The organism is Nitrospira defluvii (assembly GCF_905220995.1).
Lineage (GTDB): Bacteria > Nitrospirota > Nitrospiria > Nitrospirales > Nitrospiraceae > Nitrospira_A > Nitrospira_A defluvii_C.
In genome coordinates this window covers 193,202-206,747 of the sequence record NZ_CAJNBJ010000017.1, presented here as the reverse complement: position 1 = coordinate 206,747, position 13,546 = coordinate 193,202, and the positions used below count along the sequence as shown (strand labels likewise).

Annotated in this window: 13 protein-coding genes; 10 read left to right on the top strand and 3 right to left on the bottom strand. The window is 57.3% G+C overall.

Translation table 11 applies throughout. The annotated features are described in order from the left end of the window. The first annotated feature begins 19 nt into the window (after positions 1 to 19). The 5 genes from KJA79_RS16060 to KJA79_RS16040 all read left to right on the top strand — a co-directional run bounded on the left by KJA79_RS16060 (position 20) and on the right by KJA79_RS16040 (position 6,531). Positions 20 to 1,594 carry an integrase core domain-containing protein gene (locus KJA79_RS16060; protein ID WP_213043080.1) on the top strand — a complete coding sequence of 525 codons (1,575 nt, stop codon included), beginning with the start codon at positions 20 to 22 and terminating at the stop codon, positions 1,592 to 1,594. A 21-nt stretch (positions 1,595 to 1,615) separates the two neighbouring features. After that, positions 1,616 to 2,584, top strand: a complete 969-nt coding sequence (locus tag KJA79_RS16055; RefSeq protein WP_213043079.1) for an ATP-binding protein — start codon at positions 1,616 to 1,618, stop codon at positions 2,582 to 2,584. 92 nt (positions 2,585 to 2,676) lie between these two features. Beyond that, positions 2,677 to 3,975, top strand: coding sequence for a hypothetical protein (locus KJA79_RS16050; protein WP_213043078.1), 1,299 nt, complete (start codon positions 2,677 to 2,679; stop codon positions 3,973 to 3,975). Between the two features lie 424 nt (positions 3,976 to 4,399). Continuing rightward, positions 4,400 to 5,038 carry a TrkA C-terminal domain-containing protein gene (locus tag KJA79_RS16045; RefSeq protein WP_213043077.1) on the top strand — a complete coding sequence of 213 codons (639 nt, stop codon included), beginning with the start codon at positions 4,400 to 4,402 and terminating at the stop codon, positions 5,036 to 5,038. 89 nt (positions 5,039 to 5,127) lie between these two features. Then, positions 5,128 to 6,531: a Do family serine endopeptidase gene (locus KJA79_RS16040; RefSeq protein WP_213043076.1), complete on the top strand. Its 1,404-nt coding sequence runs from the start codon at positions 5,128 to 5,130 to the stop codon at positions 6,529 to 6,531. Between the two features lie 42 nt (positions 6,532 to 6,573). On the opposite strand, the gene fusA is transcribed toward KJA79_RS16040, so the two are convergent. After that, the gene (gene fusA / locus KJA79_RS16035) at positions 6,574 to 8,685 is read right to left on the bottom strand and encodes an elongation factor G (protein ID WP_246507720.1); all 2,112 of its coding nucleotides are present in this window, start codon (positions 8,683 to 8,685) and stop codon (positions 6,574 to 6,576) included. A gap of 130 nt (positions 8,686 to 8,815) precedes the next feature. Next, positions 8,816 to 9,529 carry a RadC family protein gene (gene radC / locus KJA79_RS16030; RefSeq protein WP_213043075.1) on the bottom strand — a complete coding sequence of 238 codons (714 nt, stop codon included), beginning with the start codon at positions 9,527 to 9,529 and terminating at the stop codon, positions 8,816 to 8,818. A 185-nt stretch (positions 9,530 to 9,714) separates the two neighbouring features. Between radC and KJA79_RS16025 the strand changes: the two genes are divergently transcribed. The 5 genes from KJA79_RS16025 (at position 9,715) to KJA79_RS16005 (ending at position 12,951) form a co-directional block, all read left to right on the top strand. Continuing rightward, on the top strand, positions 9,715 to 9,888 hold the full coding sequence (locus KJA79_RS16025; RefSeq protein WP_213043074.1) for a hypothetical protein: 174 nt from the start codon (positions 9,715 to 9,717) through the stop codon (positions 9,886 to 9,888). A 303-nt stretch (positions 9,889 to 10,191) separates the two neighbouring features. Continuing rightward, the gene (gene rsmD / locus KJA79_RS16020) at positions 10,192 to 10,764 is read left to right on the top strand and encodes a 16S rRNA (guanine(966)-N(2))-methyltransferase RsmD (protein ID WP_213043073.1); all 573 of its coding nucleotides are present in this window, start codon (positions 10,192 to 10,194) and stop codon (positions 10,762 to 10,764) included. After that, positions 10,761 to 11,249 (top strand): pantetheine-phosphate adenylyltransferase, encoded by a 489-nt coding sequence (gene coaD, locus KJA79_RS16015; RefSeq protein WP_213043072.1) that lies wholly within the window; start codon positions 10,761 to 10,763, stop codon positions 11,247 to 11,249. Before rsmD ends, coaD begins: the two co-directional genes overlap by 4 nt. Continuing rightward, positions 11,246 to 12,439 (top strand): pyridoxal phosphate-dependent aminotransferase, encoded by a 1,194-nt coding sequence (locus KJA79_RS16010; protein WP_213043070.1) that lies wholly within the window; start codon positions 11,246 to 11,248, stop codon positions 12,437 to 12,439. The genes coaD and KJA79_RS16010 overlap by 4 nt, the downstream gene beginning before the upstream one ends. 128 nt (positions 12,440 to 12,567) lie before the next feature. Beyond that, the gene (locus KJA79_RS16005; protein ID WP_213043069.1) at positions 12,568 to 12,951 is read left to right on the top strand and encodes an FmdB family zinc ribbon protein; all 384 of its coding nucleotides are present in this window, start codon (positions 12,568 to 12,570) and stop codon (positions 12,949 to 12,951) included. A gap of 110 nt (positions 12,952 to 13,061) precedes the next feature. Here KJA79_RS16005 and KJA79_RS16000 read toward each other — a convergent pair whose 3' ends face one another. Beyond that, positions 13,062 to 13,529 carry a hypothetical protein gene (locus tag KJA79_RS16000; protein WP_213043068.1) on the bottom strand — a complete coding sequence of 156 codons (468 nt, stop codon included), beginning with the start codon at positions 13,527 to 13,529 and terminating at the stop codon, positions 13,062 to 13,064. Positions 13,530 to 13,546 lie beyond the last annotated feature (17 nt).

Genomic DNA, 13,546 nt, shown 5'->3' with positions numbered 1-13,546 from the left:
GGCCGCTGGGGCGCTCACAATGCTGTTCGATCGATACCCGACGATCCAAAAAGCGGTGGACTCCTTGTTCCTGAAGAAAGTCAAAGAGCATGTCGTCCAGGAGTCCCGCATGCCGGTCAAGACGATTCATAAGCACTTCATTGAGAAGTGCAAGGAAGCTGGCCTGACCGCAAGACACTATCCACTCAACATGAACCATCGGGGACGGCGTGCGCTGTCGACCTATCTAAAGCGGCTCTTCAAATCAAACCTGAAACAAGCAGTAAAGGCGCGCCATGGGGATGACGCCGCGCGCGCGCTGGCGTCGAGGGAAGCGGGACCTGACAGCATCGTGACCAGGCCGTTCGAACGGGTTGAGTTTGACGGCCATCGGATCGATGCGGTTTGTACGATTGACCTGCCGAATCCCTATGGAGGCATTCAACAGCTTGTCCTTGATCGACTGTGGCTACTCGCCATCATTGACGTGAAGACTCGCGCTATTTTGGGGTACACCTTGGTGCTAAATCCCGAATACAACGCAGAGGACGTCCTCCGTTGCATCAAGCATGCGCTGACGCCCTGGAGACCGATGACCTTAACCATCCCCGGATTGAAGTATACGAAGGGGAGTGGGCTCCCTTCTGGAGTCCATGCCGAATGCGCCTGGGCGTTGTGGGACGAATTATGGTTCGACAACGCCAAAGCCAATCTGGCCGATGCGGTCAGGTCGAATCTCAGTCGAGTAGTCGGATGTGCCATTAATGCTGGCCCTGTGAAAACCCCTCAGCGTCGACCGTTCATTGAACGGCTCTTTCAAACGTTGGAAGAGAACGGATTTCATCGGCTGCCGTCCACGACGGGCAACGGTCCAGATGATCCTCGCCGTGACGACCCAGAAGCCGCGGCGCTACGCTGGAATATCTCGTACCAACACCTTGTTGAACTGACCGACGTACTCATTGCTCGTTACAATGCCGAGCCGCACACGGGATTGGGCAATCGGTCACCGCTCGAGATGCTTGAGTACTTTATTGTGAATGAGGGATGCGAGTTCCGGGCAGTGCCTGAACAGAAGCGACAAGACCTCGCGCTGCTCCACATCCGCGTCGTGCGGTGTATTCGCGGAGATGTGACGCAGGGGAAGTGCCCCTACGTTGAATTTGAAGGCGTCCGCTATTACAACGATGTCCTCCGTCATAGTCCAGACCTCGTCGGAGAACACCTGTCGCTCCTCGTCGATCCGGACGATCTCCGTTGTGTCACTGCGTATCTCGAGGACGGCCGAGAATTTGGCGTGCTCACGGCCCATGGGCTTTGGGGCCGGACGCCGCATACGCTCACCGTTCGAAAGGCCATTAATAAACTCCGAGCTCGGAAGCTGATCTTCTATACGGATAATGAGGACCCGATCCTCGTCTATATGGACTTCCTCAATCGGCAAGCGGCGACGAGTAAGCTGGCGAGGGGACAGTCGGCAAAACTCCTGGCAGGGCTTCAGGCAGTTCCCCCGACTCAGCCCACGTCGTCGATCGCCGATGTCACAGAGTCGAATCCCCCAGCGTCGTCCCGCACGGTCTATACCCCCGCCATGAGGAAGACCCGCCTCGATTAACCTCAGTGAAAGGAGTAATAAATGTCACATGTCCTACACCTAAGACCTTCTGTGCCTTCTGGAACCCACCCGATCGAAACTGGACGATATACGCTCTTCACGCCACCATTGGGCCGCTTCTGCGACGACCTCAAAAACTGGGTCGATAATCGGGCTGTAGGTGCCATCGTGACGGCGCCGCCCAGATTTGGAAAATCCAAAGGGATTCGATTTGCTATTGATGAATTGCGCGCGGGACTTGGCGCGACGTTCCCGGTTTTGTCATTTAGCTGTCAGGACCATCAGCGTCCGACTGAAGCACGGTTTTTTGAAAATTTGCTCAGCGACTTCGGTCATGGCTTCAGTGACCGTGGATCCAGCAACGCCAGGCAAGCACGGCTCATACAGTTTTTAGTCCAGCAAGCCTGTGTGGGTCATCATCGGCGCCTGGTCTTAATTGCAGACGAGGCACAGAAACTCCAGGAACCGCACTATAACTGGTTGGTCGACATCTATAATAAGCTGGATCGTCACGATATCACGACAACCGTTGTGCTTGTCGGGCAACCGGAATTAATTCATCAACGAGCTGCCTTTGAAAAGGCAAAGAAAATGCAGATTGTCGGCCGGTTCATGGTGCATCTTCACGAATTCGCCGGTCTGCGAAACCAGAAGGATTTCGCCTACTGCCTGAAGGGCTACGATGATGAGTCCGAGTACCCTGAGGCCAGCGGCTATTCGTTCACACGATATTTCTTTCCCTCAGGATTTGAGGCGGGATGGCGCTTGGCCGGGGAAGCAAAGGTTCTTTGGGAGGCATTCCAGCATGTGAGGGCTGAGGCCAAGCTACCTGGTAAAGCTGAAATCCCGATGCAGTACTTTTCACGAACTGTGGAATTCGCTCTCAGGAACTACGGGTCGATGGACGGTGGCCAACCGACCATTTCATTGAATCAGTGGAAAGAAGCTATCGAACGTTCTGGATACCGTGAAGCGGGGCGATACTTATGAGCCACTTAAACGAAATACATGGTCAGATGATGCCACACGCACGATATACGTGGGATGCCAGCCAATGCGTTCCGTTTGAGTCCACGTGGTCAATGATTCAGAAGTTCATGTGGTTTAATACCTGTGGCACTCGAGATATTCAGCGCGAATTCGGTCTTGCGACGAAAAGACAACATCCTCAAAACTGGTCGGATCGGGATCGGAACTTACACAACTGGGGCGCGCTCAATCCGGAACTCTTGCAGCGCACACTGAACTTAACCGACCTCCACATGAGGACGGCACGCACTGTTGACTATATTCGCCCGGATGAAGCGAAAGTGTTGGCCAGTCGATCCCTTCGCATCTGCCCGAAATGTATCAAGGGAGGCTTTCATACCCCTTTCCATCAGTTGATATTCATTCCCCAATGCCCTCTGCACCAGGAGCCGCTCCTGGAGGTCTGTGGTGACTGCGGTAGGCCGACGCCTCTGTACTCTTTGTCGAGGCAGTCATGTTGTAACCCTTATGGGTGTGCTGAATGCGGAGCGATCTGGTGGCAACGGAGCCGTGTCGGACAGATGACAGCAGGGGAGCAAGAAGAGCGGTTTCGCATCATGTCTGAGATCGGGGAGTGGCTCATGAAAAGAAGGGAGGATCGAACGATTGAGGCGCAAGTCTCTAAATTAGCTCGGTTTATACCGGACGAGCATGAAATTCAGGCCTACGTTCGACGTCTGCCGGAGAGATGGGCGGACGTCTTGGGAGTGAACGTGCCGCACCAGATCGCTGAATTGCGAGAAACGGATTTGCATGTCACGGTGGAGTATTCGGCATTGAGTGTCGATGGATCGAGTTCATCCGGATTGTTAGACAACAGGAAATATTTCGAGGTGTATCGTGCGATTCGCCGTGCACTCACAAGGCGAGTTCATAAAGCCCACCGCGAGTGCTTTGAAAAAATGGGGCGTGGGATTTGGTTCCCGGTCACAGCCAGAGAAGTGCCCGTGCGGCATTTCTGCCAAGAAGCTTACGCGTTGCTTCTCTGGAGAATGTTCTGGGAAAACATCGATGTTCCGCAAAAGTTCTTTTCGCGACAGCTCGTACTCATTCATCGTGAGATAGATTTTGTATCCGACAGAATCCCGTCGGACCTCTCTCCGGAGGCCACCATGCGAATATTCGGACTGGAATGTCTGAGAACGTATCGGCGATGCCAGGAGCTTGGGAGCGTGATGCGGCAAAAAGAACATATCGGTTTCCCGTTGTATCGCCTGAATAAGGATCGCGCAGGCGAATGGGTTGTGAAGGTCCCTAAAATCGGAAACAGACAGAGGCTCCATTGGTGGTGGCCGAGGCGATGGGAGAAAGCTCTTTCGATTCAAGACCACGAATCAAAAAGGGCTGCTTAGAATGACATTCTAAAAAGGTATTTGTCGGTGAAGAATATACCGTAAGGGGGAGCATCGGCTTAATCCAGTGATTCGCGCGCATCCGACCCGGTTTCAGGCTGCTCTATAGAGGTTGGTCTGAAAGATACCATCCTTCTATTGCAAAGCTGTTTTCCGCCGTTCTCTCAAAAATCATCCAATTGACTGAGATCGGGATCTAAGCCTACACTCGGCACCCACAGTCATAAGTATCCGAGAGCTGTTGTTCCTAATAGTTTTTTTATTATGAGGACGGGGAATGAACATTTTTGTACGGGTAGAGGACTGAAATCATTTTACTTCCAAAGTGTAATAAGATTTGGTTGTTCGGAGTTCTGTGGAGCGGAACAGAATCGCGAATCGGACAATCAAGTTGACATAATATATCTTATCAGACATTAAATCCATGCTGTCCTTTGAGCTCCTAGCTCGCATCCGCAAAGAACTGTTCCTCACCGGCAGCGCATTCTACGAGACGATTGTCGCCATTGCCGAACGCGTCAATCGCAAGGTTCATGTCCTCCGTCTGCATGGCCAAGCCACGACCATCCTGCAGCAGATCCATATCATCCATCAGCAGATCGGCCGACGCATCGCCGCATCGACCGCAACTGCTGCCGGCAGCGTTCCGACGGAGCCTGCGGCGAATCTCGCACCCCTTGAGGACTTCATTCGGGTTGCCGCCGACCGCATCAAGAGCCAACGCACCGCCTTGCAACAGGTCGAGCGCCAGATCCGCGAGCTCAAGATGGAGTTGGCTCACGAAGACCTGCTGACCATGCAGCGAGAACTGGGTCTACGGGATGCCGCCATTGAACGTGTGGTGGTGGCACGCGGGGCCCCGGTCATCGGCCATCCGATCGGCGAATTTGACTTCCCGCCGACAACCCATATCGCCGCCGTCTTTCGCGGGCCTTTCCTGCTCCCTCTCTTGAATTCCCTGACCCTCAGACCGGACGACATCGTCATCGTGGTCGGCCTGCGCCACGACTTGGCCCACTGGCTACCCCATTTTCAACGCCCAGCCGCCTCCAAGACCGCCTGATCGTTGTCGCGCTTTCGCTCCTGCGCACTAATCTGATATTCTGAACCGAAGTCAGACGGTAGAGGGACTGCCCCGGAGCTTGCCCGATCATGAAGACACCGACTTCGTTTTCGACCCTGACCTTACTTGGACTCGGCCTCGCCGGGTGGTTATTCGGCATGCCCATCCCGACCGTTCCCGCCGCGGACAGCGGGTCTGCATCGCGCAAAACGTCACCCGGCTTGCGGATGCTTGAAGAACTTCAAACCGTCATCACAGACCTGGCCGAGGAGGCTAAACCCTCCGTGGTCAGTATCTTCCCCGTCCAGGCCGCAGGGCGGTCGCGTGAGGCCGGCGAGCGCGTGCCCAACTCCACCGGATCAGGCTCCGGAGTGATAGTCGATGCGGTCGGCCATATCATCACCAACAACCATGTCGTCGGCGACGCCACGGAGGTCGAAGTTCGCCTCTCCGATAAAACCAAACTGTTTGCACAAGTCATTGGGAAAGACCCCGATACCGACCTGGCTGTCTTGAAAGTCACCACCGACCACCCCCTCCCCGCAGCCCGCTTCGGGGATTCGTCGGGAGTGAAAGTGGGACAGTGGGTGTTGGCCGTCGGCAATCCGTTCGGGCTGGATCGCACGGTGACGCTCGGGGTCGTCAGCGGCATTGGACGGGAAAACATCAATCTGTCGCGGTATGAAAATTTCATTCAGACGGATGCCTCCATCAACCCCGGCAACTCGGGCGGACCGTTGTTCGATCTGCGCGGCGACATCATCGGGATCAACACAGCCATCATCAACTTCGCCCAAGGGATCGGCTTCGCCATACCGTCCAATATGGCCAAGCAGGTGATGAACCAACTCATCAACAAGGGCAAAGTGGTCCGCGCCTGGTTGGGCGTCGGTCTGCAGCCGCTGACTCTTGACCTGGCCAGCAAATTTGGTGTGGATGAGAATGAGGGCGTCCTGGTCAACGAGGTGTTTGAACGGGATCCGGCAGCGCTTGCGGGTATCAGGCCTGGAGACGTCATTACGAAAGTCGATGGCGCGCTCGTCGACACACCGAACAAGCTGTCGCGCCTTGTGGCGGCGCTCGACCCGGGATCCATGGCCATCGTGGAGGTCGTGCGGGACGGGAAACGGATGAACCTGAACGTCGCCTTGAGCGAACGCCGTGATGCGGTGGTAACCGCCTCACTGCCTCAAAGCCGGAGCGACTTCAAACTTGGAATCGACGTGCAAGATCTCACGGCTGGCCTGGCGGAAAAATTCCGCCTCAACGAGAGCCGCGGCGTCCTGATCTCGAAGGTGGAATCCGGAAGTCTGGCCCAGGCGGAAGGCTTACGGGAAGGCGATCTGATCAAGGAAGTGAATCGCGCCGACACAGGCACCGTCGGAGAATTCACGATCGCCGTCGCGAAGGTCAAACGCGGCGATACGATCCTTCTGCGCGTATTGCGCGAAGGCCGGGCCTTTTACGTCGTGCTCAAACCGTCTGACCACTAGCCGGTCGCGAGTACCACACCACGCAGCACCACGGGGCAGCGCCTAGTGATGAGCCACCACCCCGTGGCGTTCTGCCCGGTGCTCCTCGACAATCCGCCCGGTCAGCTCCCTCGGTACCTCCTCATACTGGGCCTGTTCCATCACGTAACTCCCCTGCCCGCCGGTCAATGAGTTCAACGCCGGCGCATAATTCACCAGTTCAGCCTGCGGAACGAGAGCCTTCACGGTTTCCATATGGCCCTTGGCTTCGACCATGATGATCCGTCCCCGGCGGGCATTGAGATCTCCGAGCACGGCCCCGACAGAGTCGGCAGGCACTTCGACCTCCAGGGTCATCAGCGGTTCGAGCAGGATCGGATGGGCCGCTTCCAACGCCTTTTTCACACCCATCGACCCGGCGATTTTGAAGGCCAGCTCAGACGAATCGACGACATGATAGGAACCGTCATACACGGTCACCCGCACATCCACGGTGGGAAACCCAGCTAGAGGCCCCTCGTGCAGCGCTTCGACCACCCCCTTCTCCACAGCCGGCACGAAATTGCGGGGAATGGCACCGCCGACGATTTTGTTTTCGAACTCGAACCCTTGCCCACGCGGCAATGGACCGACTTCCAACCAGCAGTCCCCATACTGTCCATGCCCGCCGGTCTGCTTTTTGTATTTACCTTGCGCCTGCGCGACGCTTCGGACCGTTTCTCGATAAGGAATTTTAGGCGCGTGTAGCGTGACCTCCGCGCCATATTTGCGATGCAGTTTTTCCAGTGCCACCTCGATGTGTCGTTGCCCCATACCGCTGAGTACCATCTCCTTCGTTTCCAGGTGACGGACGAATTCCAGGCTCGGATCCTCTTCGATGAGCTTATGCAACCCGAGACTCACCTTCTCAACATCCACCTTCGCTTTCGGCTCGATCGCGAACGACATCACCGGTCTGGCCACCGGAATGCCGGGATACCGGATGGGCGCATGCTCATCGCACAGCGTATCGCCCGTGAGGGTATCCTTTAATTTGCCGATGGCGACGATGTCTCCTGCCACGGCGCGGGAGATCGGCGTGTATTTTTTTCCGAAAATGGTGAAGAGGTGGCCACCCCGCTCCCGTACCAGCTTGGTGGCGTTGTACAGACCGCTGTCCGCCTCCAAGGTACCCGAATACAGACGGACATAGGACAATCGCCCGACGAAGGGATCGATGAGCGTCTTGAACACCAGAGCCGAAAATGGCGCCGTCGCCAGTGGCTCGCGCTGGATCGGAGCGGGGTCGTTCGTCAGCCCCACACCCTGCAATGACACCGCTTGGGCACGATCAACGGGTGACGGCAAGAGATGGATGAGCCCGCGCAGGAGCGAATGAACCCCCAGATTGTGTATGGCCGAGCCACCCAGTACCGGAACCAGCCTCCGACGGCGTACTCCCATCCGCAATCCCTGCACCAACACGTCATCCGTCAATTCCCCGTCGGTCACATATCGCTCGAGAAGCGCTTCGTCCTGTTCGGCCACACGTTCGCTCGCGCGTCGCCTGGCCTCAGCCGCCTGATCTCGCTGCTCTGCGGGAACCGGCTCCTCTTCCGCCTGCGGCCGGTCCGAACGGACGGTGACGAGACGATTCTGCAGCAGATCCACCACCCCGCTCATCTGCGCCCCGCTGCCCACCGAGCGCGTCAGCGGCACTGCCGTAATCCCCAACTCGTCGATCAACTCCTCCACGGTCTTCTCAAACTCAGTACCCTCTTTGTCCAACCCGTTCACGAACACGAGGCAGGGAAGTTCCGCTGCGTCAACCAGCGACCACATCCGTTGAAGATCGCTGCGTACGCCGGTCGCCGCGTTCACGACCATTACCACCCCATCCGCAATGCGCAGCGCTGCCCGGACATCGGCGACGAAACTTGGCGCGCCCGGAGTATCCAGGAGATTGAGGACAGTCCCGTTGTAACAGCAGCGAAGTACGGTGGTATTGAACGAGCTGCGATGGTGCACTTCTTCTGGTTCGAAATCAGAGACCGTGTTTCCTGCGAGCACGGATCCGGGGGATGAGAGCGTTCCGGTACAGTAGGCCAGCGCTTCGACTAACGAGGTTTTTCCCGATCCCGCGTTCGACACCACAGCCACATTCCTGATGGATTCGGTGAGGGGAACGTTCATCATGACCTCCTCTGGTAAGTCGACGGCCACCCTGGGCCTGGTTAGAGGGAGTTGTGTAGGTGAGACCTTCCTTTCGCCGGACGAATGATGGATGGAGTGGATGACAGGCACATCACCTTTTCCCGGACGCGTATCATCGCGTGGCCTCTCCGCAAAGCCATCCCTGGTCGGCGAAGCTCACGTACCGACCGTCGCCCACTATCAGATGATCCAGCACCTGAATGCCGAGGAGCGCACCGGCTGACACCAACCTCGCCGTCAATACGCGGTCCTCCTGGCTCGGGGTCGGGTCGCCGCTCGGATGATTGTGAAGGAAAATGACTCCCGCCGCCGACGCACGCATCGCCGGAATAAACACCTCCCGCGGATGGACGATGCTGAGGGTGAGGCTACCCTCGGAGATGGTCACATCGCGAATGACCTGGTTCTTGGCATCCAGGAGAACGACAGCGAAAATTTCATGACGGAGATCGCGCAAGCTTGCGTGGTAATGCTTAAAGAGGTCTGCGCTGGAATTGATGCGCGTCCCGGTCGTCAAGGGAGCCGACACCGCCCGTTTGCCGACCTCCACCGCCGCCTTTAATTGCGCCGCTTTGGCCGGTCCGACCCCGGGAATGGCACACAGTTCCTCCACGCTGCAGTGGAGAAGCCCGTAGATCCCGCCGACGCGGGCCAGCACCTCCATCCCCACTTTGACTGCGGAGGCGTCTTGCCGTCCCACCCGCAGGAGAATCGCCAGTAGTTGCGCATCGGAGAGACTGGTTGCCCCCTCGCTGAGCAATCGCTCGCGCGGCCGCTCAGTCTCCGGCCATTCGCCGATGCCACGCCCTGACTTTTTGAGTGTCACAGCCTGCTTTCTACGACAAAAAAATGTCAGCCCGCACCTTTTTGTGCCGGAGGCTTGACGCGTGACTCATCTCATGTATGGCACTTCAAGCACGCAACTCATTGAAATCTATACACTTGACATTTTGGTGCAGCTCTTGCTTCAGGACAGGCACAGCTGTGAACGTCACCACCCAGGAGGAACACATGGAATGTCCGAAGTGCAAAGGCATGATGATGTTGGAACGGTTCTCTGACTTCTTCCTCATTTTCTACGCCTGGAAATGCATCAACTGTGGCGCCATCATCGACCGGACCATTTCGGCGAACCGTAGGAAGAGCCTCGCCGCCCGCGACGCTCAACCGGTGGCGACCCGCTGATCCGGCTGACGCAACGCTCCGTTCTCAGTGTGATGTGGTGGTGTGACGACCTCAGGTGTGGCCACCTCCTCAGCCTGCGTGAACTGAGTTCCAGTGTCGCCCGATTATAGCGAGCCTCCCCGAACGCGTCAAAGCACGAACCTCCGTTGGTGACGTCTGCAGCGCTCCCCGCCCCGCGGCGGGGAGAAGACGCGCCTCTCTCCCCGTTCCTTGCACCTGCATCACCTTGACCCCTTCAAAAACGCTGTGTTAGAGTCTCTCACTTCTTAGCCAACAACGAGTGGCTCTCTCCCGAATACGATCATGCGCGTCATCGCAGGGCTTCATCGGGGCCGACGGTTGCTGGGTCCCAGGGGACAGGCTATCCGCCCCACATCCGACCGAGTGAAGGAAGCCCTCTTTTCCATTCTTGGCGAACGGACCACCGGAGCCCGTGTGCTCGACCTCTACGCTGGAACCGGCTCCATTGGGATTGAGGCCCTCAGCCGGGGTGCGACGCATGTCACGTTTGTCGAGACCGACCGGGAGGCCTTGCGCCTCGTCCGCTCCAATCTTCAGCAATGCAACCTCGAACAGTTCGCCAATATCTGCGCCTGTCAGGTCAGCCAGTTTTTTCGCCGGGGCACTGAATGGTCCGGCCCCTACGACATTGTCTTCTGCGATCCTCCCTATCGACTCACGCCGGAACTCCTGACATTGGCCGGCGAATGGCATGTGGGATGGTTGGCCGAAGATGCCGTGGTGGTCATCGAACATAGCAGCAAGGAGCACATGCCCGAGACCCTGGGACCGCTCTCCCAAGTGAAACGTTATGACTATGGGGACACGGCACTCACACGGTTCCACCTGACGCCGAAAGAAGCCCCGCGCGCATGAAGATCGCCGTCTACCCCGGCACATTCGATCCGATCACCCATGGCCACTCGGACATCATCCGGCGTGGATTCCGGATGTTCGAAAAGATGATCGTCGCCATTGCGCCCAACCCCTCAAAACACCCATTGTTCAGCGCGAAGGAACGACTGGAGATGGTCCGCCTCGTCACCAAAGACCTGCCTAACCTGGAGGTCACGACCTTCGAAGGTCTCCTGGTAGATTTTGTGCGAAGCAGCGGCGCCCATGCTATTCTTCGAGGGCTCCGCGCGATTTCTGATTTCGAACACGAATTTCAAATGGCACTCGTCAATCGCAAGCTGGCGGAGACCGTCGAAACGGTTTTCTTGATGCCCAGTGAGGAATATTCCTATCTTTCTTCCACCATCATTAAGGATGTCGCCAGCCACGGAGGTTCGCTCAAGGATTTTGTGCACCCCGAAGTGGCACGGAGGCTCCAAGAACGAATTCGGAGTTTCAAAGGATGAAACTGGCAGCCCGTGTCGGACGTATTGTCCCCTCCCCTACTCTGAGCATTACTGCAACCGCGAAGGCTATGGCGGCGCAAGGCATCGACGTCATCGATTTTGCGTCCGGAGAACCGGATTTCGATACGCCTGAACCCGTGAAAGCAGCAGCCGAGGCCGCGATCCGTGCCGGCTTCACCAAATACACGCCGTCGTCGGGTATCGATGAATTGCGCGGCGCCATCGCCGACAAACTGAAAGTGGAACAGGGACTCCAGTATGAGAAATCCCAGATCCTCGTGTCCTGCGGCGCGAAACATTCGTTGTACAACGTGGCCGAGGCGCTTCTCGAAGCAGGCGACGAACTCATTATCCCGGTGCCCTTCTGGGTGTCCTATCAGGACCAAACCCTACTGAACGATGCCACGCCGGTTTTGCTCAAGACGGAGGAGCGGGACGGATACACCATCAGCCCGGACGCGCTTGAGGCAGCGATCACGCCGCGCACCAAGGCCATCATCGTCAACAGTCCCTGCAATCCGACCGGCGCGACCTACGACAAGACCACGCTCGAAGGAATCGCGGCCGCGGCCCTGCGTCATGACCTCGTCATTATTTCCGACGAGATCTACGAAAAGGTGCTCTATGATGGAGCGCGACACATCAGCATCGCCAGCTTAAGCCCTGAAGTCGCTGCACGAACCGTCGTCATTAACGGTGTCTCCAAAGCCTACGCCATGACCGGCTGGCGCATCGGCTACGCCGCGGGGCCGAAAGCCTTGCTGACGGCCATGGCCAACATTCAAAGCCAGAGCACGTCGAATCCCTGCTCCATTTCACAAAAGGCCGCCGTGGCGGCGTTACGACTCGGCAATCCGTTTACCGCCGTCATGGTAGCGGAATTCGATCGGCGCCGCCGTCTGATGGTCGAACGACTGAATAATATGCCCGGCGTCACCTGCCGGATGCCGACGGGCGCCTTCTATGCGTTCCCGAACATCAGCGGCCTCCTCTCCAAACGCTGGAAGGATCAGCCCATCGGCTCCGCAGCCAACCTCGCAACCTTTTTGCTTAACGAGGCCCAAGTCGCCCTGGTCCCCGGAGAACCATTCGGCAGCGATATCCACATCCGGCTGTCCTATGCGACGTCCATGGAGGCCATTGAACGCGGGCTCACTAGAATTGAAGCGGCCATCCGTCGATTGACGTAAGGCGGGACACAAATATTCCGCTCCCCCTTGATTCTGATGAAATCGAGGCTACTAAGATGATTGCCCCGTGGATCGCGGGAGAAATGAATTGTGCCTTGTGCGGCGTGAGATCAGAGGAGGAATAACCCGTGCCAATCTATGAGTACCAATGTACCAGCTGCGCCTACCGCTTCGAGGTGAAGCAGAGCATTAAAGACGATCCGATCAAGGAATGCGCTCGCTGCGGGAAGGAAGTCACGAAATTGATTTCACCCCCGGCCATCATGTTCAAAGGCAGCGGCTGGTATATCACCGATTACTCGGACAAGATGAAACCCGGCGGCAGTGATACGTCTGAAAAGCCGACGGCCGCGGGGACGGATAAGACAACAACCTCGACCGCGAGTGAGAACACGACAAGCACCCCATCCGCCGCTCCCGCAAGCACCCCGACGACCAGCGCCACTCCCGCAAGCAGCACGGCGAGCACTGGCACGTCCAGTTCGAGTTCCACCTCCTCATCCAGCAGCTAACGGGAGCGGGGTCCGAGTGATCCTGCCCCTCTCACCCCTTTGAGCCCTCACGTGCTCACCACTCTGCGGCAGACTCTCCCCCGCTTACCGGATCAGAATGCAGCACGGCACTAGGGCTGTACTCGTTTGTTGGGAGCGGTTGTGGTGTGCTTATGAGGCGCCGACTTTCCCGTGGACTTTGCGCCGGCCTTGCTTGATGGTTTGGCAGCTTTTTTGACCACCGGTTTCGTGGTGGGTTTCGCGGTGTTCGTCTTCACCGCCTTTGCGGCCCGCTCTCGCGCCGCAGCGATGGTGTGCTCCAAACTCGCAATCATCGCCGACTTCTCTTTGTTCACCCTCGTGAGATCTTCCACGCGAATCTGCAGCTCTTCTTTCGCTTTGTTCGCAGCGTTGAGCTGATTCTGCAACAGCGCTTTATCCGCCGCAGCCTGTTGAGCTTCCGAGTGCAGCTGTTCGATTTGCGCCTGAAGAGCCGGCGGCCAGAAGTCACATCCCGTCAGCAACATGCTGCTGAAACCAAGCGCACACAGTCCCATCACCGCGCTGCGTGAACGAATGAGCATAAGTGGTCCTCCCATGTGGGTGAATTATACCG

Excerpts from the sequence above, each read along its gene's own strand:
- KJA79_RS16060 (WP_213043080.1), top strand. The coding sequence starts at position 20 with ATGCTGTTCGATCGATACCCGACGATCCAAAAAGCGGTGGACTCCTTG.
- KJA79_RS16055 (WP_213043079.1), top strand. The coding sequence starts at position 1,616 with ATGTCACATGTCCTACACCTAAGACCTTCTGTGCCTTCTGGAACCCAC.
- KJA79_RS16050 (WP_213043078.1), top strand. The coding sequence starts at position 2,677 with ATGATTCAGAAGTTCATGTGGTTTAATACCTGTGGCACTCGAGATATT.
- KJA79_RS16045 (WP_213043077.1), top strand. The coding sequence starts at position 4,400 with ATGCTGTCCTTTGAGCTCCTAGCTCGCATCCGCAAAGAACTGTTCCTC.
- KJA79_RS16040 (WP_213043076.1), top strand. The coding sequence starts at position 5,128 with ATGAAGACACCGACTTCGTTTTCGACCCTGACCTTACTTGGACTCGGC.
- fusA (WP_246507720.1), bottom strand. The coding sequence starts at position 8,685 with ATGATGAACGTTCCCCTCACCGAATCCATCAGGAATGTGGCTGTGGTG.
- KJA79_RS16025 (WP_213043074.1), top strand. The coding sequence starts at position 9,715 with ATGGAATGTCCGAAGTGCAAAGGCATGATGATGTTGGAACGGTTCTCT.
- rsmD (WP_213043073.1), top strand. The coding sequence starts at position 10,192 with ATGCGCGTCATCGCAGGGCTTCATCGGGGCCGACGGTTGCTGGGTCCC.
- coaD (WP_213043072.1), top strand. The coding sequence starts at position 10,761 with ATGAAGATCGCCGTCTACCCCGGCACATTCGATCCGATCACCCATGGC.
- KJA79_RS16010 (WP_213043070.1), top strand. The coding sequence starts at position 11,246 with ATGAAACTGGCAGCCCGTGTCGGACGTATTGTCCCCTCCCCTACTCTG.
- KJA79_RS16000 (WP_213043068.1), bottom strand. The coding sequence starts at position 13,529 with ATGGGAGGACCACTTATGCTCATTCGTTCACGCAGCGCGGTGATGGGA.